We start from the raw sequence: 20,050 nt of genomic DNA on the forward strand, positions 1-20,050 counted from the left end.
CGCGCATGCAAACCTCCGCGTGGCGCCTGGGCTGGCGCACCCTGTGGCGTGACCTGCGTGCCGGCGAGCTGCGGCTGTTGCTGGTCGCGGTGACGCTGGCGGTGGCCGCGCTCACCGCGGTCGGCTTCTTCGCCGATCGCCTCAAGGGCGGTCTCGCGCGCGACGCGCGGCAACTGCTCGGCGGTGACGTCGTGGTGGTCAGCGACAACCCGACGCCGCCGGCCGTGTTGCAGCAGGCCCGCGCGCACGGGCTGCAGGCGGCCACCAGCATCCAGTTCCCCACCATGGCCCGCGCCACCGACGCGCGCGGCGGCGGCACGCGGCTGGTCGCGTTGAAGACCGTGGAGCCGGGCTATCCGCTGCGAGGCAGGCTGATGGTGGCTGCGCGTCCCGACCAGCCCGGCATCCACACACGCGAGATCCCGCAGACGGGTGAAGCCTGGGTGGATCGTGCGTTGCTCGAAGCCCTGGGCCTCGCACCCGGCGACCAGCTGCTGCTGGGCGACGCCGCGCTGCGCATCGCGCGCGTGATCCTGCTGGAGCCGGATCGCGGCACCGGGTTTTCTGCCTTCGCGCCGCGCGTGATGATCGCGGCCTCGGATCTCGCGGCGACGCGGCTGGTGCAGCCTGCCAGCCGGCTCACCTATCGCTTCGCCGTCGCGGGAAGCGATGCACAGGTCAAGGCGTTCCGTGCCTGGGCCGAGGCGCAGGCCGGCAAGCCGGAGATGCGCGGCGTGCGCGTCGAATCGCTCGACAGCGGCCGCCCCGAGATGCGCCAGACGCTGGACCGGGCCGAGAAGTTCCTCAATCTCGTCGCGCTGCTCTCCGCCTTGCTCAGCGCGGTCGCGGTGGCGCTCGCGGCCCGCGGGTTCGCGGCAGCGCACCTGGACGACTGCGCCATGCTGCGCGTGCTGGGCCAGCCGCAGCGGACGATCGCCTGGGGCTACACGGTGGAATTCGGCGCGGTCGGCGCCGCGGCCAGCCTGCTGGGCGTGCTGCTCGGCTATGCGGTGCACTTCGTGTTCGTGGCGATGCTGGCGGGCCTCGTGGAGGCCACGCTGCCCGCGCCGGGCTGGTGGCCGGTGGCACTGGGCATCGGCATGGGGCTCACGCTGCTGTTCGCATTCGGCCTGCCGCCCGTGCTGCAGCTGGCGCAGGTGCCGCCGCTGCGCGTGATCCGGCGCGACGTCGGCAACCTCAAGCCGACGTCGCTGGCCGTGCTGGGCATCGGCGTCATCGGTTTCGCGGTGCTGCTGCTGGCGGCCAGCAGCGACCTGAAGCTCGGTGGCATCGCGGTGGGCGGATTCGCCGGTGCGGTGCTGCTGTTCGCCGCGCTCAGCTGGATTGCCGTGAAGCTGCTGCGCGTGGCGGTCAACGAGCAGACCGCGCCGCGCTGGCTGGTGCTGGCGACGCGCCAGCTTTCCGCGCGCCCTGTCTATGCCGTGGTGCAGGTGAGTTCGCTCGCGGTGGGATTGCTGGCGCTGGCGTTGCTGGTGCTGCTGCGCACGGACCTGGTCGCGAGCTGGCGCCGCGCCACGCCGCCCGATGCACCCAATCGGTTCGTGATCAATGTGATGCCCGAGCAGGCCGACGCGTTCCAGCAGGCGCTGCGCGAGGGAGGCGTGAAGCGCTACGACTGGTTCCCCATGATCCGCGGCCGGCTGGTGGCGGTGAACGGGCGGCCCGTGGGGCCGGACGACTACGACGACGATCGCGCCAAGCGCCTGGTCGATCGCGAGTTCAACCTGTCGCACAGCGCCGAGCGGCCGGCGCACAACGAGATCGTGGCCGGCGCGTGGAAGCCCGAGGAGACCGGCGCGGTGAGCGTGGAGGAGGGCATCGCGAAGACGCTGGGCCTGAAGCTGGGCGACATGCTGCGGTTCGACGTCGGCGGCCTGGAGAACGAGGTCCGCGTCACGTCGCTGCGCAAGGTGGACTGGGGCTCCATGCGCGCCAACTTCTTCGTCATGTACCCCGTGAGCCGCATGCCGGACGTGCCCGAGACCTTCATGACGGCCTTCCGCGCGCCGGGCAAGCCGGGCTTCGACAATTCGCTGGTGCGGCGCTTCCCCAACATCACCAGCGTCGACATGACCAGCACGCTGGACCAGGTGCAGGCGGTGCTGGACAAGGTGATCCGCGCGGTGGAATTCCTGTTCGGCTTCACGCTGGCCGCCGGGCTGGTGGTGCTGTTCGCCGCCGTCACGGCCACGCGCGAGGAGCGGGCGCGCGAGTTCGCGATCATGCGCGCCGTCGGTGCGCGCGGCTCGTTGCTGCGACAGGTGCAGCGGGCCGAACTGGTCGGCGTGGGATTGCTCGCGGGCTTCCTGGCCAGCTCGGTGGCTGCGCTGGTGGGCTGGGGGCTGGCGCGCTACGTGTTCGACTTCCAGTGGACCGCGTCGCCCCTGGTGCCCGTCGTGGGCGCGCTTGCCGGCGCCGCGCTGGCACTCGGCGCAGGGTGGTGGGGCTTGCGCGAGGTGCTGCGCCGGCCCGTGGTGGAGACGTTGCGGCGGGCTGCGGAATGAGTCGTAGGCACTTCGTCCTCAGTACTTTCGACAGGTGACGGGCGCTTGGGTTCTGCGCACGATGGGCGAACTCGACAACAAGCGTGAGGGGACACCATGTCAGGGCAGCAGCATCCGGGGGAACGTCTCTCGGCGGAACTGAAGGACTGGGCCGAAGCGAACCAGGTGCGATTCCAGTGGGTGGACGGCACCGGCAGGATCGTGGGCCCCGACTCGGTCGCGCGTGCGGCCCTGTGCTTTGCGCCTGGCTTCTGGGACCGGTTTTCGTCGGTCTCCGCGTACCGCCAGGAAGAGGCCGTCGCGGCGATCGTGAGTGACGTCTTCTGCCAGTTCGATGCGGCCTGGGCCGGTGCCCAGCCGAAGGCGATCGAAGTGCCCCTGAGTTACCTGGAAGCGGACAACTGAGGAGCAGAGGGCAGGGCCGCATCGGCCGCTACCTGAACTCCTCGCATTTCGTCTGCGTGTCTGCCGACCTGCGCAGCTTGCCGTTGGCGCAGGCGGCCCGGGCGGCCTCCACGCATGCTGCTGCGGCGGCGTCCTGCTCCGGCATGGTCTGCCGGCGCAGGCCGGGAATCACGAACGGGCGGAAGGTCCTGCCGCATTCGCCGCTGAGGGTGCGATCGTTGTTGGTCCGCGCAAGATCAGTGACGGCGTCCCAGGCCCGGTAAGCGACGTCGAACGGCGGCGCCGGCGCTGCGGACCATGCGTCCGTGGCGAGCAGCAGGATCGCTGCGGCGCCAGCGGCAGCGCTGTAGCGCCGGGCTTTCATGGCAACGCCGGGCGGCCTTCAGGCCTGCGGCACAGACCCGGTCGGCCTGGTCCGCGCCGCGTTGATCGCATCCAGGGCCATCTGCTCGGCGCGCACGCTGGCGTCCAGCGGCGAGCGGCACAGGCCGGCGTGGGCGTAGTTCAGGTTCTCGTACAGCTCGGCGAGTTCGGGCACGGCGGCGAGCAGCGCCTCCAGGCTGGCGTCCCTGGGATGGTTCTCCAGCTCGGTGGCGATCTGCGCGACGAGGGCGCGGTACTGGTCGGCATTCACGGGCACGCGGCTGTGCTCCAGCTTGCGGAGCACCTGCACCAGCGTGACCAGGTTGCGGTGGGTGGTCAGCGGGGTGGTCATGCACGCTAGCTGGGGCTCGCGCCGGGCATTGCAAGCGGGGCGGCGACAATCGGGGGATGCAGAGCGACGAGAAGCCGCCCTTCGACACGCCCTACGCGTGGATCGGCGGCGAAGAGAAAGTGAAGGCGCTGGTGGAGCGCTTCTACGACCTGATGGACCTGGAGCCGCGCTACGCGGAGCTGCGCGCGGCCCACGGCACGACGCTGGAGCAGGCGCGGCAGAAGCTGTTCTGGTTCCTGAGTGGCTGGCTGGGCGGACCACAGCACTACACCGACCGCTTCGGCCATCCGCGCCTGCGCATGCGGCACATGCCGTTCCAGATCGGCATCCGCGAGCGTGACCAGTGGCTGGCCTGCATGGACCAGGCGATGGGCGAGGTGGGCATCGACGAGACGCTGCGCGCACGCCTGCGCGATTCGTTCTTCCAGACCGCGGACTGGATGCGCAACGTCGGCGCGTGACGGCGCCGAGGCTTGGCTAGGTCGCGGGCCCGAGCGGCTTGAGCAGCACCACGAGGGCGCCGGCGCCGCCTTCGTCGCCGCGGGCCTGCACGAAGGCCAGCACCTCCTGCTTCTGCACCAGCCAGCTCTGCACGCGGCCCTTCAGCACTGGCGTCTTGCCCGGCGAGCCCAGGCCCTTGCCATGCACCACGCGCACGCAGCGCACGCCCTTGCGGTGCGACTCGCGGATGAAGTCGGCCAGCGCCTCGCGCGCGTCGTCGCGGCGCAGGCCGTGCAGGTCGATCTCGCGCTGGATGCTCCAGTGGCCCTTGCGCAGCTTGCGCGTGACGTCCAGGCCGACGCCGGGGCGCCGGAAGCTCAGCGCGTCGTCGACGTCCAGCAGCGTGCTGGCATCGAACTCGTCGCTCAGTGATTCGAGCAGCACCCGCTGTTCGTCGAGCTGCGCCTGGACCGGAATCGGCAGCGGCGGCTCGGGCACGTGATGCACGCGCGGCGCGTGGCGCAGCGGGCTGACGTTGCCGGCCGCGCGCACGAAGAGGTTCTTTTCCGCCTCGGCCTTGCGGTGGGCCGCGGCGCGCGCAGCCTCCTGCACGGCCGCGCTTTCGCGCTGCTCGGCCAGCCGGCGCTGGATCTGCTGCAGGTCCTTCAGGGATTTGGCTTTCACGGCACGACCGCGCGGGGCGCGGCGGATCGGGAGGCGGACGGCCCATTAGACAACATCGGGCGATGGCACGGGCCCAGGCTGGGCCGTGGTCGCTACAGCAATCCGCGCTCGGCCATCGACAGCGACGCGCCGGGCGCGACGACCACGTGGTCGAGCACGCGCACGTCCACCAGCGCCAGCGCGGCCTTGAGCGTCTGCGTGAGTGCCTCGTCGGCGCGCGAGGGCTGCACCGTGCCGCTGGGATGGTTGTGGGCAAGCACGACGGATGCCGACTGGAGCTGCAGCGCGCGCACCACGATCTCGCGCGGGTACACCGAGGTCTGCGTGAGCGTGCCCCGGAACAGCGTCTCCAGCGCGATGAGCCGGTTCTGCGCGTCCAGGAACATGACCGCGAACACCTCGTGCGGTTGGCGCGCCAGGTGCAGCTGCAGGTATTGCTTGACGGCGTCGGGCGAGGTGAACACCGCGCGCTCGCGCAACTGCTCGGCCATCGCGCGGCGCGCAAGCTCCAGCACCGCGAGCAGCTCGGCCCGCTTGGCCGGGCCGCCCAGCCCTTTGGTGCGGCGCAGGTCGTCGGCCTGCGCATGCAGCAGTCCGGCGAGCCCCCCGAACGCCTCGAGCAGTTCCTGCGACAACGCGAACACGTCCTTGCCCGCCATGCCGGTGCGCAGCAGCAGGGCCAGCAATTCCGGATCGGACAGGGACGCGGGGCCGCGCGCGAGCAGCTTCTCGCGTGGGCGGGCATCGGTGGGCAGGTCGAGGAGGGCCAAGGACGAGGGGCTTGCGGCGCCCGCCAGGGCGGACTGGCACGCTCCACCTAAAATCGGGGATTCACCGAGAGTGCCATGGCCACCCCCCAACCGCCACGGGTCCAGCCGGGCTCCTTCCTCACCTTGCATTACCGCCTGGCCGGTCCCGGCGGCGACATCATCAACACGTTCGCGGACAAGCCCGCCACGCTGACGCTGGGCAGCGGCGAGCTGTCGCCCGCCGTCGAGCAGCGCCTGCTGGGCCTGGAGGAGGGCGCGCGCGCCACCTTTTCCATCCCCTCTGGCGAAGCGTTCGGCGAGCGCAACCCGGAGATGCTGCAGTGGGTGGCGCGCAAGCTGCTGCGCCAGCTGGGCGACCCGGACGAGCAGTACCACGTCGGCGACGTGGTGCAGTTCCCCACGCCCGACGGCATGGGCAGCTATGCCGGCGCCGTGCAGCAGGTCGGCCGCCACGACGGCGACGAGGCCGTGCTGTTCGACTTCAACCACCCGCTCGCGGGGCAGCCTGTCACCTTCGAGGTGCAGGTGATCGGGGTTCTATGAGCGCAATGACCGGACCGCAGGAGATCATCCTGGCCGAGCCGCGCGGCTTCTGCGCCGGCGTCGACCGCGCCATCGAGATCGTCGAACGCGCGCTGGCCCGCTTCGGCGCGCCGATCTACGTGCGCCACGAGATCGTGCACAACACCTATGTCGTCAACGACCTGAAGGCCAAGGGCGCGATCTTCATCGAGGAGCTGGCCGACGTGCCGCCCGGCGCGACGCTGGTGTTCTCGGCCCACGGCGTGAGCCGCGCGGTGCAGGACGAGGCGCGTGCGCGCGGCTTCCAGATCTTCGACGCCACCTGCCCCCTGGTGAGCAAGGTGCACATGGAAGTGGCCAAGCTCTCGCGCGAGGGCTACGAGTTCATCATGATCGGCCACAAGGGCCATCCCGAGGTGGAAGGCACGATGGGCCAGCTCGATGCGGGCATCCACCTGGTCGAGGACGTCGAGGACGTCGCACGCGTGCAGCCCGCGCAGAGCGACAAGCTGGCCATCGTCACGCAGACCACGCTGTCGGTCGACGACGCCGCAGAGATCAAGGCGGCGGTGCGCGCACGGTTTCCCAAGAGCCGCGAGCCCAAGCAGCAGGACATCTGCTACGCCACCCAGAACCGGCAGGACGCGGTGAAGGTGATGTCGCGCAACGTCGACGTCGTCATCGTGGTCGGCAGTCCCACCAGCAGCAACAGCAACCGGCTGGCCGAGCTGGCGCGCAAGCTGGGCGTGCCCAGCTACATGATCGATCGCGCGGACGAACTCAGGCCCGAGTGGCTGGAAGGCAAGTCGCGCGTGGGCCTCACCGCCGGCGCGTCGGCGCCCGAGATCCTGGTCACCGAGGTGATCGATCGCGTGAAGGCGCTCGGCGCCACGGCCGTGCGCCGCATGGAAGGCGTCGAGGAGCACATGAAGTTCCCGCTGCCCAAGGGCCTCAAGGCGTGAACCGCGCCGCCATCGAACGGGCGGCGCACCTGGCGGCCACACGGCCGCACTTCCTGCGGCGCACGCCCTTGTGGCAGCTGGCGGGCAGCGCGCTTGGCCTGCCCTGCGCCGAGGTGTGGCTCAAGCTCGAACACCTGCAGGTCAGCGGCAGCTTCAAGGCGCGCGGGATGCTGCATCGGCTGCTGTCGCATCCGATTCCGCCCGCTGGCGTCATCGTCGCCTCGGGCGGCAATGCGGGCATCGCCACCGCAGCCGCGGCACGCGAACTCGGCGTGCGCTGCGAGGTGTTCGTGCCGACCGTGTGCAGCGCGGCCAAGCAGGCGAAGCTGCGCGAACTGGGCGCCGACGTCGTCGTCACCGGTGCGGTCTACGCCGAAGCCCTGCAGGCCTGCCTGGCGCGGCAGGCGCAGACGGGCGCGCTGCTCACGCACGCGTATGACCAGCCCGAGGTGGTCGCCGGTGCCGGCACGCTGGCGCGCGAGATCGAGGCGCAGGGTGGCGGGGTGCCCGACTCAGTGCTGGTGAGCGTCGGAGGCGGCGGCCTGATTGCCGGCATCACCGCGTGGCTCGAGGACCGCAGCCGCGTGGTCGCGCTCGAGCCGGAGCTCGCGCCGACCCTGCATCGGGCCCGCGAAGCCGGCGTGCCGGTCGATGTGGACGTGAGCGGCGTCGCCGCGGATTCACTCGGGGCGAGGCGCATCGGTGCGATCGCATGGGACGTCACGCAACGCTGGGTGGAGCAGTCGATCCTGCTGCCTGATGCGGCGATCCGGGATGCGCAGCTGTGGCTGTGGAAGGAGATGAAGCTGGCGGTCGAGCCCGCGGCCGCGCTGGGGCTGGCGGCTTTGCAGTCCGGCGCGTACGTGCCGCGCAGCGACGAACGCGTGTGCCTCGTGGTGTGCGGGGCGAACGTGGATCCGGCGACGCTGGGCTGAGACTGGTCGCGTGCGCCTGTCATCCCGGGCTTGACCCGGGATCCAGCGACCCGGCGTGATCGGCTGCGGGACTGGATTGCGGGTCAAGCCCGCAATGACATTCCAAGGGACGCTTTACTCTTCCTGCTCCAGGAACCGCTGCGCATCCAGCGCCGCCATGCATCCCGTGCCCGCGCTGGTGATGGCCTGGCGGTACACGTGGTCCTGCACGTCACCGGCGGCGAACACGCCCGGGACGCTGGTCATCGTCGCGAAGCCGTTCAGGCCGGACTTCGTGAGGATGTAGCCGTCCTTCATCTCCAGCTGGCCCTTGAAGATGTCCGTGTTCGGGTGGTGGCCGATGGCGACGAAGAAGCCCTGGGTCTTCACGTCCTCGGTGGCGCCGGTCTGCGTGTCCTTCAGCCGCACGCCGGTGACGCCGCTGTCGTCGCCCAGCACCTCGGCCACTTCCTTGTACAGCTTCAGCTCGATCTTGCCGGCGGCGACCTTCTCCATCAGCTTGTCCACCAGGATCGGCTCGGCGCGGAACTTGTCGCGGCGGTGGATCAGGATGACCTTGGCCGCGATGTTGGACAGGTACAGCGCTTCCTCGACGGCGGTGTTGCCGCCGCCGACGACGCAGGTCACCTGCTCGCGGTAGAAGAAGCCGTCGCACGTCGCGCACGCGCTCACGCCCTTGCCCATGAAGTGCTGCTCGGACGGGATGCCGAGGTACTTGGCCGAGGCGCCGGTGGCGACGATCAGCGCGTCGCAGGTGTAGGTGCCGCTGTCGCCCCTGAGCGTGAACGGCCGCTTGCTGAAGTCGACCGCGTTGATGTGGTCGAACACGATCTCGGTCTTGAAGCGTTCCGCATGCTCCAGGAAGCGCTGCATCAGCTCGGGGCCCTGCACGCCGTGCACGTCGGCGGGCCAGTTGTCGACCTCGGTCGTGGTCATGAGCTGCCCGCCTTGCGCGATGCCGGTGATGAGCAGCGGCTTCAGGTTGGCGCGCGCGGCGTAGACGGCGGCGGTGTAGCCGGCGGATCGGAGCCGAGGATCAGGACTGTGGCGTGTCTGTTGGTCATACTGGGGAATCCTGTGTCTGAAATGCCACAGGCCGTGTACAGTTCAGGGCGACGGGACAAGTATCAAGCGCGTTGCAGCGCAATGATCCTTGGCGTATTCAATGCCGACGATTGTATGGACCCGATCGCGCGGCACCTTGCGGGAGGGATGTGGATGTCGATGCTGTCCAACCTGGAGCTGATTCGCCGGGTGCCGTTGTTCGCCTTGCTGACAGCCAACCAGGCGGAGTCCGTGGCGGACGCGGTGCTCAAGCGCCGCTTCAAGCGCGGCGAGGTGGTGGTCGAGCAGGGGGAGAAATCGAACACGCTGTTCATCATCCTCACCGGCCGCGTGCGCGTCGTCACCTCCGACAAGCGCGGCCGTGAAGTGATCCTGGCCACGCTCAATCCCGGCGACTACATCGGCGAGATGAGCCTCATCGACAACGAGCCGCACTCGGCCACGGTGCGTGCCGAGGTGCAGACCGACATGCTGGCCCTGGGCCGCGCCGAGTTCGCGCGCTGCCTGCCGGAGAACAGCTCGATGGCCTACGCCATCATGAAGGGCCTGGTGCAGCGCCTGCGCAGCGCCGACCGCAAGATCGAATCCCTCGCGCTGATGGACGTCTACGGCCGCGTGGCGCGCGCGCTGCTCGAGTTCGCCATCCCCGATCGCGACGGCAATTCGACGATCCGCGAGCGCATCTCGCGCCAGGACATCGCCAAGATGGTCGGCGCCTCGCGCGAGATGGTCAGCCGGGTCATGAAGGACCTGGAGGACCGGGGCTTCATCGAGACGCGCGAAGACGGCTCGATGCTGGTGAAGGACCGGCTCTCCACGCTGGGCTGAGACCCGCCGCGCCATCGGCAGCGCGGGTGCGTGAGGAAAACCACACCTGCGCGTCGCGTCGCTGCCGCGCTGCTGGGCCGGCAGGTATCCTTCCCGGCGGATGACGTATTCGCTCAACACCCTCACGCGGTCCTCCGGTGCGTCCGCGCCGCGGCCGGCCGCGCTGCGCTTCGCGCACGAACTGGCGCTGATCGCGGGCGCCGCCGCCCTCCTGTTCTGGCTGCTCGCCATGGCCACCTGGTCGGCGCAGGACCCCGCGTTCTCCACCTCGGGCAGCGGCCAGGCCCTCGCCAACTGGGGCGGCAAACTGGGTGCGTGGCTGGCCGACGGCAGCTACTTCCTGCTCGGGTATTCGTCCTGGTGGTGCTTCGCCGTCGCGGTTCGCGGCTGGCTCGCCACGCTGGCGCGCTGGATGCGGGGCGGCGACACGCGCCAACCCGGCTGGATCCATGGCCGCGCGGCGTTCTGGATCGCGCTTGCGCTGCTGCTGTGCGCAAGCACGGCGCTGGAGTGGTCGCGCCTGTACCGGTTCGAAGGCCACCTGCCCGACCATGCGGGCGGCGCGCTCGGCTTCCTCGTTGGACCGGCCGCGGTCAACTGGCTCGGCTTCGAGGGCTCGGGCCTCGTCGCGGTGGCGCTGCTCGTGCTGAGCGCGGCGGTGGTGTTCCGGTTCTCCTGGGCCCACGTGGCCGAACGCATCGGCGCGCGCATCGAGGCGCTGGTGCAGAAGCGGCGCGAGAAGCGCGAGATCGCCGAAGACGTCGCGCTGGGCCAGCAGGCGGCGCGTGAACGCGAGGAGACGGTCCAGGTCGAGCGCGTGGAGATCGAGGAGCACCACCCGACGCCGGTGCTGATCGAGCCGGTCGTGGCGGCGGTGCCCAAGAGCGAGCGCGTGGTCAAGGAGCGGCAGAAGCCGCTGTTCACCGAGCTGCCCGACAGCAAGCTGCCGCAGGTCGACCTGCTCGACGGCGCCCAGGCCCGCCAGGAGACCGTCTCGGCCGAGACGCTGGAGATGACCTCGCGCCTGATCGAGAAGAAGCTCAAGGACTTCGGCGTCGAGGTGCGCGTGGTGCTGGCGCAGCCCGGCCCGGTGATCACGCGCTACGAGATCGAGCCGGCGACCGGCGTGAAGGGCTCGCAGATCGTTAACCTGGCCAAGGACCTGGCGCGCTCGCTCTCGCTGGTGTCCATCCGCGTGATCGAGACCATTCCCGGCAAGAACTACATGGCCCTGGAACTGCCCAACGCCAAGCGGCAGTCGATCAAGCTGTCGGAGATCCTGGGCTCGCAGGTCTACAACGAAGCCAGGTCGATGCTCACCATCGGCCTGGGCAAGGACATCGTCGGCAACCCCGTGGTGGCCGACCTGGGCAAGATGCCGCACGTCCTGGTGGCCGGCACGACAGGTTCGGGCAAGTCGGTGGGCATCAACGCGATGATCCTGTCGCTGCTCTACAAGGCCGAGGCGCGCGATGTGCGCCTGCTGATGATCGACCCGAAGATGCTGGAGATGTCGGTCTACGAAGGCATCCCGCACCTGCTCGCGCCGGTGGTCACCGACATGCGCCAGGCCGCCCACGGCCTGAACTGGTGCGTGGCCGAGATGGAGCGCCGCTACAAGCTGATGAGCAAGCTGGGCGTGCGCAACCTGGCGGGCTACAACGTCAAGATCGACGACGCCAAGAGCCGCGAGGAGCTGATCCCCAATCCGTTCAGCCTCACCCCCGACAGCCCCGAGCCGCTGGAGCGCCTGCCGCACATCGTGGTCGTGATCGACGAACTGGCCGACCTGATGATGGTGGTGGGCAAGAAGATCGAGGAGCTGATCGCCCGCCTCGCGCAGAAGGCGCGCGCCGCCGGCATCCACCTGATCCTGGCCACGCAGCGGCCCAGCGTCGACGTCATCACCGGCCTGATCAAGGCCAACATCCCGACGCGCATCGCGTTCTCGGTCGGCTCCAAGATCGACAGCCGCACCATCCTCGACCAGATGGGCGCGGAGGCCCTGCTCGGCATGGGCGACATGCTCTACATGGCCAGCGGCACCGGCCTGCCGATCCGCGTGCACGGCGCCTTCGTCAGCGACGAAGAAGTGCACCGCGTTGTGGCGTACCTGAAGGAACAGGGCGGCGAGCCCAACTACGTCGAGGGCGTGCTGGAAGGCGGCACGGTCGATGACGACGGCGCGGGCGGCGACCTGCTCGGGGACGGCGGCGGTGGCGGCGAGAAGGACCCGATGTACGACCAGGCGGTGGAGGTCGTGCTCAAGAACCGCAAGGCCAGCATCTCGCTGGTGCAGCGGCACCTGAAGATCGGCTACAACCGCGCGGCGCGCCTGGTCGAGGACATGGAAAAGGCAGGCCTCGTCAGCGCCATGAACGGCCAGGGCCAGCGCGAGATCCTCGTGCCCAGCCGCGCCGAGTAACCCCTCGTTGCCAACTTCGCCCGGCAGCGCGCTGCACGCCGGGCAGCCATGACAGACTTCGACGCATGAAGAAGCTCATCGCCGCCGCGCTTGCCTCGATCGCCCTCTGCGCCCACGCCGATGGGTTGCAGGCGCTGGAGACGTTCGTCAAGACAGCACGCACGGGGCGGGCGGACTTCACGCAGGTGGTCACGGCGCCGGCGCGGCAGGGGCAGCAGGCTCGCACGCGCACGTCCACCGGCAGCTTCGAGTTCTCGCGTCCCAACCGCTTCCGCTTCGACTACCGCAAGCCGTTCGCGCAGACCATCGTGGCCGACGGCCGCACGCTCTGGCTGCACGACATGGACCTGAACCAGGTCACCGCTCGGCCGCAGTCGCAGGTGCTCGGGTCCACGCCCGCAGCCATCATCGCGGCGGCGCCGGATCTCTCCAGCCTTCGCAAGGACTTCGACCTGGCCAACGCCCCCGACCGCGACGGGCTGCAGTGGGTGCAGGCCACGCCCAGGGTGAAAGAAGGCCAGCTCACCAGTGTGAAGGTGGGCTTCCGCGGCAACGACCTCTCGGTGCTAGAGATCCTGGACAGCTTCGGGCAGCTCTCGGTGATGAAGTTCGACCACCTGCAGCTGAACGTGCCGGTGCCCGGCGGCGCTTTCGACTTCAAGCCGCCGCAGGGGGCGGACGTGGTGCGGCAGTAGCCGTGCGCGGCGCGTTCGCGCCGCTTCGTGAACTTCCAAACGCAGAGGTCGCAGAAGAGCGCAGAGGTCGCAGAAGAATCCAGGAAGATCTTTTTGTCTTTCTTTTCTGCGTCCTCTGCGCTCTTCTGCGTCTTCTGCGTTGAGCCGCGCGCAGCGCCTCCGGTGCTGGACGGTCGAGCCGCCTAAACTCCCCCCGTGCCCCGCAAGCCTTCCACGCCTCCCCACGCCCCCCTTGCCGAACGCCTGCGTCCGCACTCGCTCGCGGAAGTCGTCGGCCAGCAGCACCTGCTGGGCGAGGGCATGCCGCTTCGCATCGCGTTCGAGTCCGGCCAGCCGCACAGCTGCATCCTCTGGGGACCGCCCGGGACAGGGAAGACGACCATCGCGCGGCTGATGGCCGATGCCTTCGACGCCCAGTTCATCAGCATCAGCGCGGTGCTCGGTGGCGTGAAGGACATCCGCGATGCGGTGGAAGCCGCCACGCGGGCCCGCGACGGCCTGGAGCAGCGCCGCACCACCGTGTTCGTCGACGAGGTGCACCGGTTCAACAAGAGCCAGCAGGACGCCTTCCTGCCGCACGTGGAGTCGGGCCTCTTCACCTTCATCGGCGCGACCACCGAGAACCCGTCGTTCGAGGTCAACTCGGCGCTGCTGTCGCGTGCCGCGGTGTACGTGCTGCAGCCGCTGTCGGAGGACGACCTGGCCACCATCATCGGCAAGGCGCAGGCGATCGGGGCGGTGCCGCCGCTGGAGCAGGCCGCGCGCGACCGGCTCGTGGCCTATGCGGATGGCGATGCCCGCCGGCTGCTCAACACGCTGGAGACGCTGGCGGTGGCGGCAGCCAGCGAGCAGCTGGGCGAGGTCACCGATGCCTGGCTGCTCAAGGTGCTGGGCGAGCGCATGCGGCGCTACGACAAGGGCGGCGAGCAGTTCTACGACACGATCAGCGCGCTGCACAAGTCGGTGCGCGGCTCCGACCCCGATGCGTCGCTCTACTGGTTCGTGCGCATGCTCGATGGCGGCGCCGATCCGCGCTACATGGCGCGCCGGCTGGTGCGCATGGCCAGCGAGGACATCGGGCTGGCCGACCCGCGGGCGCTGCGTCTCGCGCTGGACGCGGCCGAAACCTACGAGCGGCTCGGCTCGCCCGAAGGCGAGCTGGCGCTGGCCGAATGCGTGGTCTACCTGGCCATGGCGCCGAAGTCGAACGCGGTCTACACCGCCTTCAACGAGGCGAAGGCGTTCGTGAAGAGGGACGGCACCCGTCCCGTGCCGATGCACCTGCGCAACGCGCCGACGAAGTTGATGAAGGACCTCGACTACGGCAAGGGCTACCGCTACGCGCACGACGAGGAGGGGGGCTTCGCGGCCGGCGAGACCTACTTCCCCGACGGCATGCAGGCGCCTGCGTTCTACCGGCCGGTGGACCGCGGGCTGGAGCTGCGCATCGGCGAGAAGCTGCGCGAGCTGAAGGCGCGCAACGACGGGGAACGCTGACAGGGACCCCCGCGTTTGCCCGGGGTCCGCGCGGCTCCCAGTGCGGGGAGACTGCCGGGGTGGATGGCTAGAATCCCGCCGGATCGAACCCGTCCTGCATGCATGGCGGGTTTTTTGCTAGATGGAGCAGCCGGCCTTCGCGCCATCCCGCCAACGGAGAACCCTCAGATGGAAATCCTGCTGCAGCAGATCATCAACGGTCTGGTCCTGGGCAGCATGTATGCGCTGGTGGCCCTCGGCTACACCATGGTGTACGGCATCATCAACCTCATCAACTTCGCCCATGGCGAGGTGCTGATGGTGGGAGCCCTCACCAGCTGGGCGATCATCGTGAAGATGCAGGAGGCCATGCCCGGGATGCCGGGGTGGCTGATGCTGCTGGTGTCGATGGTGCTCGCGTGCGTGGTGGCCGCGGCCCTGAACTTCGTCATCGAGAAGGTGGCCTACCGGCCGCTGCGCAACAGCCCGAAGCTGGCGCCCCTGATCACCGCAATCGGGATGTCGATCCTGCTGCAGACGCTGGCGATGATCATCTTCAAGCCGAACTACAAGCCGTATCCGACGCTGCTGCCCTCGGTGCCCATCTTCATCGGCGGCGCCGTGATCACGCCGACGCAGATCATGGCGCTGGTGCTCACCGCGGTGTCGCTCGCCGTGCTGACCTGGCTGGTGAACTACACCCGGCTCGGACGCGCGATGCGCGCGACGTCCGAGAACCCGCGGGTGGCGGCCCTGATGGGCGTGCGCCCCGACAACGTGATCTCGGCCACCTTCATCATCGGCGCGGTGCTGGCCACCATCGCCGGCGTCATGTACGCGTCCAACTACGGCAGCGTGCAGCACACCATGGGCTTCCTGCCCGGCCTGAAGGCGTTCACGGCCGCGGTGTTCGGCGGCATCGGCAACCTGGCCGGCGCGGTGGTGGGCGGCATCCTGCTCGGGCTGATCGAGTCCATCGGCTCGGGCTACATCGGCGCGCTCACCGGCGGCGTGCTGGGCAGCCAGTACAGCGACATCTTCGCCTTCATCGTGCTGATCTTCGTGCTCACGCTGCGGCCGTCGGGCCTGCTGGGCGAGCGGGTGGCCGACCGGGCCTGAGGAGCGAGCCATGACCACCGCCGCCAACGACCGCCGCGACCGCACCCTGATTCTGGTGTTCGGCGCCCTCGCGCTGCTGATCCTGCCGTTCATCCTGCAGTCGGCGGGCAACTTCTGGGTCCGCATCGCCGACTTCGCACTGCTGTACGTGCTTCTGGCGCTGGGGCTGAACATCGTGGTTGGCTACGCCGGCCTGCTGGACCTGGGCTTCGTCGCCTTCTTCGCGATCGGCGCGTACCTCTACGGGCTGATGGCCTCGCCGCACATGTCGGAGGAGTTCGCCTGGTTCGCGAAGATGTTCCCGAACGGGCTGCACACCTCGATCTGGCTGGTGATCCCGCTCAGTGCCGGGCTCGCGGGCATCTTCGGCATCCTGCTCGGCGCGCCCACGCTCAAGCTGCGCGGCGACTACCTGGCCATCGTGACGCTCGGCTTCGGCGAGATCATCCGCGTGTTCATGAACAACCTCGACCGGCCGGTGAACATCACCAACGGCCCCAAGGGCCTGGGTGAGATCGACCCGATCACGATCTTCAGCTTCAAGCCGCTGGGCGTGCAGGGCATCAACCTCGGCAAGTCGCACGACGTGTTCGGCTACACGATCTCGGCCGTCACCAACTACTACTTCCTCTTCCTCGTCCTGGTGGTCGCGTCGGTGATCATCTGCCACCGCCTGGAGACCTCGCGCATCGGCCGCGCCTGGATGGCGATCCGCGAGGACGAGATCGCGGCCAAGGCGATGGGCATCAACACCCGCAACATGAAGCTGCTGGCGTTCGGCATGGGCGCCACCTTCGGCGGCGTGTCGGGCGCGATGTTCGCGGCGTTCCAGAACTTCGTCTCGCCCGAGTCGTTCAGCCTCACCGAGTCGGTGATGATCGTCGCGATGGTGGTGCTGGGCGGCCTGGGCCACCTGCCGGGCGTGATCCTCGGCGCGGTGCTGCTGTCGTCACTGCCCGAAGTGCTGCGCTGGGTGTCCGGCATCTGGGACCTGCAGCGCATCACCGACGGCCGCCTCGACGCGTCCATCCTGCGGCAGCTGCTGATCGCCCTGGCGATGATCATCGTGATGCTGATGCGGCCGCGCGGACTGTGGCCCTCGCCCGAACACGGCAAGTCCCTGCCGACTCCCGCGAAGTAGGCCCATGGCAGACACCGTCCTCCACGTCGCGGGCATCTCCAAGCGTTTCGGCGGGCTGCAGGCCCTGACGGACGTGGGCCTCACCATCCGGCGGGGCCAGATCTACGGCCTGATCGGCCCCAACGGCGCCGGCAAGACCACCTTCTTCAACGTCATCACCGGCCTGTACGCGCCCGATAGCGGCTTGTTCGAGCTCGGTGGCAAGCCCTACAAACCCAGCGCCGTGCACGAGGTCGCCAAGGCCGGCATCGCGCGCACGTTCCAGAACATCCGCCTGTTCGCCGACATGACCGCGCTGGAGAACGTCATGGTCGGCCGCCACATCCGCACCGGCTCGGGCCTGCTGGGCGCGATCTTCCGCACGCGCAAGTTCGTGGCCGAGGAGAAGGCGATCGCCCAGCGCGCGCGCGAGCTGCTCGACTACGTGGGCATCGCGCGCTACGCCGACTACAAGGCGCGCACGCTGTCGTATGGCGACCAGCGCCGGCTGGAGATCGCGCGCGCCCTGGCCACCGATCCGCAGCTGATCGCGCTGGATGAGCCCGCGGCCGGCATGAACGCCACCGAGAAGGTGCAGCTGCGCGAGCTGATTGACCGCATCCGGCGCGACGACCGCACGATCCTGCTGATCGAGCACGACGTGAAGCTGGTGATGGGCCTGTGCGACCGCGTGACGGTGCTCGATTACGGCAAGCAGATCGCCGAGGGCTCGCCGGCGGAAGTGCAGAAGAACGAGAAGGTGATCGAGGCCTACCTCGGCACCGGGGGGCATTGACGATGGCCGACACACTGCTGAAGGTCAGCGGCCTGAAGGTCGCCTACGGCGGCATCCAGGCCGTCAAGGGCGTGGACTTCGAGGTGCAAGAGGGCGAGCTCGTCTCGCTGATCGGCTCCAACGGCGCCGGCAAGACCACGACGATGAAGGCCATCACCGGCCTGCTGTCCATCCATGGCGGCGACATCCAGTACCTGGGTCGCAGCATCCGTGGGCGCGGGCCCTGGGACCTGGTGAAAGAGGGCCTGGCCATGGTGCCGGAGGGCCGCGGTGTGTTCACGCGCATGACCATCACCGAGAACCTGCAGATGGGCGCGCACATCCGGAAGGATACGGCGGAGATCGCCAGCGACCTGGAGAAGGTGTTCGGGATCTTCCCGCGCCTGAAGGAGCGGCGCACGCAGCTGGCCGGCACCATGTCGGGCGGCGAGCAGCAGATGCTGGCCATGGGCCGCGCGCTCATGAGCCGTCCCAAGGTGCTGCTGCTGGACGAGCCGTCGATGGGCCTGTCGCCCATCATGGTCGACAAGATCTTCGAGGTGGTGCGCGAGGTGCACGCGCAGGGCGTGACGGTGCTGCTGGTGGAGCAGAACGCCAGCCGCGCGCTGCAGATCGCCGACCGCGGCTACGTCATGGAGTCGGGCGCCATCACGATGACGGGCAACGCCCGCCAGATGCTGGACGACCCGAAGGTGCGCGCCGCCTACCTGGGCGAGTGAGGCCGGCCCGCCGTGCGGCCGTGAACAGGCCTAGTAGCGGTATTGCAGGCCCAGGCTGGTCGACCGCACCGGGTCGCGCGGGCCGCTGTTGCCAAGGCGCAGTTCGTGGCTGTCGAAGCCGAACGAGGCCGACAGGCGCGGCGTGACGGTCATGCTCAGGCCAGCTCCGTACGACAGGCCGTAGCCGCCCTCGGCCGCCGTGGTGCCCGTCGCGGCCGCCAGCGCCGGGTCGCCGGCAGCGTAGGTCGTCCCCAGCTTGCCGTAGACAGCGAAGCTGCTGCCGAACAGCGGCTTGCGGCCGACGAGGCTGAGATTCAGGCCCTGGCGCGGGCCGGGGGTCGCGCGGGTGGCCAACGAGGTGCCGCCCAGCGTCTCCGCTTCGACACTCCAGCGCAGGCTGTCCGGCAGGGTGCTGCTGGCCAGCGAAGGCGTGGCGGTGTCGCTGCAGGGCAGCAGCGAGGCGCCGCAGCCGATGTTGAACTGAACCTTGGCCGGGTCGAGGCCCAGGCGCGCGCCCGGCGGACGCCAGTCCAGCGAGGCGCCATCCGCGGCCGAGGCCGGCTGCGCCATTGCCGCGCCGCCGCTGGCTAGCGCGAAGGCTCCCAGCGTGGTGCCGATCCATGCCCGCAACGTGTTCCGAGTGCCCATGGTGCCGCTCCTTGGTCCGTGTCCCTCGCGGCCCAATGTACGCCTGGCTCAGCCACGAATTTGTCGGACAAGTCGCACAAGAGTGTGAGTGAACGTGAGAGGTGGGCGATCGCTCACGCCGCAAGTGCGTGTCGGCGTGAGCCGCCCCAGCGCGGGGCATTCACGAGCTTGGGGAAAACGAGGGATTTGTCACGGCGCGCCGGCCACAGCCGGCCGCCGGACGGCACCGTCAGTCGACCTTGGCGCCCGAGGCCTTGACGACCTTCTCGTACTTGGCCAGCTCGGCGTGCATGAAGGCAGCGAACGCCTCGGGCATGGTGGGCACCGGCTCGGCCAGGAGCGAGGCGAACCGGGTCTTCACCTCGGGCGAGCGCAGCGCGGCGACGAAGGCCTGGTTCATGCGCTGCACCACGTCGTGCTGCATGCCCGCCGGCCCGACCAGGCCCCACCACGTGTCGATGGAGAAGCCCTTGAGGGTGTCGGCCACCGGCGGCACGTCGGGCAGCATTGGGGAGCGCTGCAGCGTCGTCACGGCCAGCGCCTTGAGCTTGCCGGCGCGGATGTTCGGCGCCGCGGTCGCGAGGTTGTCGAAGTTGAAGTCGACCTGCCCCGAAAGCAGCGCGAGCTGCGCCGGATTGCCGCCGTTGTACGGAATGTGCACCGCGAAGATGCCGGCATCGCGCTTGAACATCTCGCCGGCCAGGTGGCCCGCGCTGCCGTTGCCGCCGCTGCCGTAATTCAGCTTGCCGGGATTGGCTTTCGCGTACGCGATCAGGTCGGCCAGCGTGTTGATCTTCAGGCGCGCCGCGGTCTCCGCGTTGACCACCAGCACGTTGGGCACGCGGACCATCTGCGTGATGGCCGTGAAGTCGCGCGCAGCGTCGTACGGCATCTTCGTGAACAGCCACGGATTGATTGCGTGCGTCGCTGTCGCGGCGATGCCGATCGTCATCCCGTCCGGCGCTGCCTTGGCCACCGCGTCGGCGCCGATGTTGCCGCCACCACCAGGCTTGTTGTCGATGATGATGGTGCCGAGCGACTCCTTCACGCGCTCGGCGAGCAGGCGCGCCGTGACGTCGATCGGGCCGCCGGGTGCGTAGGGGACGATCAGGCGGATCGGGCGCTGCTGCGCGAAGGAGGGCATCGCGGCCGCGGCGGCGATGCCGGAGAGGAGAAGCTGTCTGCGTTGCATGGGGACGT

The 20,050-nt window shown here is 69.4% G+C and carries 20 protein-coding genes and 1 pseudogene; 14 read left to right on the forward strand and 7 right to left on the reverse strand.

Annotated elements, in window-relative coordinates; genetic code table 11:
* The first annotated feature begins 5 nt into the window (after nucleotides 1-5).
* On the forward strand, nucleotides 6-2,525 hold the full coding sequence (locus ACPWT1_RS09595) for an ABC transporter permease (RefSeq protein ID WP_427915142.1): 2,520 nt from the start codon (nucleotides 6-8) through the stop codon (nucleotides 2,523-2,525).
* 96 nt (nucleotides 2,526-2,621) lie between these two features.
* On the forward strand, nucleotides 2,622-2,930 hold the full coding sequence (locus ACPWT1_RS09600) for a hypothetical protein (RefSeq protein ID WP_427915143.1): 309 nt from the start codon (nucleotides 2,622-2,624) through the stop codon (nucleotides 2,928-2,930).
* Nucleotides 2,931-2,958: 28 nt separating this feature from the next.
* On the opposite strand, the gene ACPWT1_RS09605 is transcribed toward ACPWT1_RS09600, so the two are convergent.
* Together ACPWT1_RS09605 and ACPWT1_RS09610 are read right to left on the reverse strand one after the other, a co-directional pair.
* Nucleotides 2,959-3,294, reverse strand: a complete 336-nt coding sequence (locus ACPWT1_RS09605; RefSeq protein ID WP_427915144.1) for a hypothetical protein — start codon at nucleotides 3,292-3,294, stop codon at nucleotides 2,959-2,961.
* 18 nt (nucleotides 3,295-3,312) lie between these two features.
* The gene (locus ACPWT1_RS09610; RefSeq protein ID WP_427915145.1) at nucleotides 3,313-3,645 is read right to left on the reverse strand and encodes a hypothetical protein; all 333 of its coding nucleotides are present in this window, start codon (nucleotides 3,643-3,645) and stop codon (nucleotides 3,313-3,315) included.
* Between the two features lie 56 nt (nucleotides 3,646-3,701).
* On the opposite strand from ACPWT1_RS09610, the gene ACPWT1_RS09615 reads away from it, so the two are divergent.
* The gene (locus ACPWT1_RS09615; protein ID WP_427915146.1) at nucleotides 3,702-4,106 is read left to right on the forward strand and encodes a group II truncated hemoglobin; all 405 of its coding nucleotides are present in this window, start codon (nucleotides 3,702-3,704) and stop codon (nucleotides 4,104-4,106) included.
* A gap of 16 nt (nucleotides 4,107-4,122) precedes the next feature.
* Here the strand turns inward: ACPWT1_RS09615 and ACPWT1_RS09620 are convergent, their stop codons facing one another.
* Complete coding sequence (locus ACPWT1_RS09620) at nucleotides 4,123-4,770, reverse strand: Smr/MutS family protein (RefSeq protein ID WP_427915147.1); 648 nt, start codon at nucleotides 4,768-4,770, stop codon at nucleotides 4,123-4,125.
* Between the two features lie 92 nt (nucleotides 4,771-4,862).
* Nucleotides 4,863-5,540, reverse strand: coding sequence for a RadC family protein (gene radC / locus ACPWT1_RS09625; protein ID WP_427915148.1), 678 nt, complete (start codon nucleotides 5,538-5,540; stop codon nucleotides 4,863-4,865).
* Between the two features lie 75 nt (nucleotides 5,541-5,615).
* Here radC and ACPWT1_RS09630 point away from each other — a divergent pair, with 75 nt between their 5' ends.
* The 3 genes from ACPWT1_RS09630 to ACPWT1_RS09640 are packed head-to-tail and all read left to right on the forward strand — an operon-like array spanning nucleotide 5,616 to nucleotide 7,959.
* The gene (locus ACPWT1_RS09630; protein WP_427915149.1) at nucleotides 5,616-6,083 is read left to right on the forward strand and encodes an FKBP-type peptidyl-prolyl cis-trans isomerase; all 468 of its coding nucleotides are present in this window, start codon (nucleotides 5,616-5,618) and stop codon (nucleotides 6,081-6,083) included.
* A 5-nt stretch (nucleotides 6,084-6,088) separates the two neighbouring features.
* A complete protein-coding gene (ispH, locus tag ACPWT1_RS09635; RefSeq protein WP_427915150.1) occupies nucleotides 6,089-7,024 on the forward strand; it encodes a 4-hydroxy-3-methylbut-2-enyl diphosphate reductase in 936 nt (311 codons plus the stop codon).
* On the forward strand, nucleotides 7,021-7,959 hold the full coding sequence (locus ACPWT1_RS09640) for a threonine/serine dehydratase (RefSeq protein WP_427915151.1): 939 nt from the start codon (nucleotides 7,021-7,023) through the stop codon (nucleotides 7,957-7,959). Before ispH ends, ACPWT1_RS09640 begins: the two co-directional genes overlap by 4 nt.
* A 114-nt stretch (nucleotides 7,960-8,073) precedes the next feature.
* On the opposite strand, the pseudogene trxB reads toward ACPWT1_RS09640, so the two are convergent.
* A pseudogene (gene trxB, locus ACPWT1_RS09645) lies at nucleotides 8,074-9,023 on the reverse strand (thioredoxin-disulfide reductase).
* Between the two features lie 154 nt (nucleotides 9,024-9,177).
* Here trxB and ACPWT1_RS09650 point away from each other — a divergent pair.
* From ACPWT1_RS09650 to ACPWT1_RS09685, 8 genes are all read left to right on the forward strand, one after another.
* Nucleotides 9,178-9,852: a Crp/Fnr family transcriptional regulator gene (locus ACPWT1_RS09650; protein WP_427915152.1), complete on the forward strand. Its 675-nt coding sequence runs from the start codon at nucleotides 9,178-9,180 to the stop codon at nucleotides 9,850-9,852.
* A gap of 100 nt (nucleotides 9,853-9,952) precedes the next feature.
* The gene (locus ACPWT1_RS09655) at nucleotides 9,953-12,277 is read left to right on the forward strand and encodes a DNA translocase FtsK (RefSeq protein WP_427915153.1); all 2,325 of its coding nucleotides are present in this window, start codon (nucleotides 9,953-9,955) and stop codon (nucleotides 12,275-12,277) included.
* Between the two features lie 65 nt (nucleotides 12,278-12,342).
* Complete coding sequence (gene lolA / locus ACPWT1_RS09660; protein ID WP_427915154.1) at nucleotides 12,343-12,972, forward strand: outer membrane lipoprotein chaperone LolA; 630 nt, start codon at nucleotides 12,343-12,345, stop codon at nucleotides 12,970-12,972.
* A 195-nt stretch (nucleotides 12,973-13,167) separates the two neighbouring features.
* Entirely contained in the window at nucleotides 13,168-14,469 is a 1,302-nt protein-coding gene (locus tag ACPWT1_RS09665) for a replication-associated recombination protein A (RefSeq protein ID WP_427915155.1), read from the forward strand.
* Nucleotides 14,470-14,637: 168 nt separating this feature from the next.
* A complete protein-coding gene (locus ACPWT1_RS09670; RefSeq protein ID WP_427915156.1) occupies nucleotides 14,638-15,567 on the forward strand; it encodes a branched-chain amino acid ABC transporter permease in 930 nt (309 codons plus the stop codon).
* 10 nt (nucleotides 15,568-15,577) lie between these two features.
* Nucleotides 15,578-16,708, forward strand: a complete 1,131-nt coding sequence (locus ACPWT1_RS09675) for a branched-chain amino acid ABC transporter permease (protein WP_427915157.1) — start codon at nucleotides 15,578-15,580, stop codon at nucleotides 16,706-16,708.
* A gap of 4 nt (nucleotides 16,709-16,712) precedes the next feature.
* Nucleotides 16,713-17,483, forward strand: coding sequence for an ABC transporter ATP-binding protein (locus ACPWT1_RS09680; RefSeq protein WP_427915158.1), 771 nt, complete (start codon nucleotides 16,713-16,715; stop codon nucleotides 17,481-17,483).
* A 2-nt stretch (nucleotides 17,484-17,485) separates the two neighbouring features.
* Nucleotides 17,486-18,202, forward strand: coding sequence for an ABC transporter ATP-binding protein (locus ACPWT1_RS09685; RefSeq protein WP_427915159.1), 717 nt, complete (start codon nucleotides 17,486-17,488; stop codon nucleotides 18,200-18,202).
* Between the two features lie 30 nt (nucleotides 18,203-18,232).
* On the opposite strand, the gene ACPWT1_RS09690 is transcribed toward ACPWT1_RS09685, so the two are convergent.
* Nucleotides 18,233-18,850 carry a hypothetical protein gene (locus ACPWT1_RS09690; RefSeq protein WP_427915160.1) on the reverse strand — a complete coding sequence of 206 codons (618 nt, stop codon included), beginning with the start codon at nucleotides 18,848-18,850 and terminating at the stop codon, nucleotides 18,233-18,235.
* Between the two features lie 229 nt (nucleotides 18,851-19,079).
* Complete coding sequence (locus tag ACPWT1_RS09695; protein WP_427915161.1) at nucleotides 19,080-20,042, reverse strand: Bug family tripartite tricarboxylate transporter substrate binding protein; 963 nt, start codon at nucleotides 20,040-20,042, stop codon at nucleotides 19,080-19,082.
* Between the last annotated feature and the right edge of the window lie 8 nt (nucleotides 20,043-20,050).

This window comes from Ramlibacter sp. MMS24-I3-19, from assembly GCF_050320135.1.
Taxonomy (GTDB): domain Bacteria; phylum Pseudomonadota; class Gammaproteobacteria; order Burkholderiales; family Burkholderiaceae_C; genus Ramlibacter.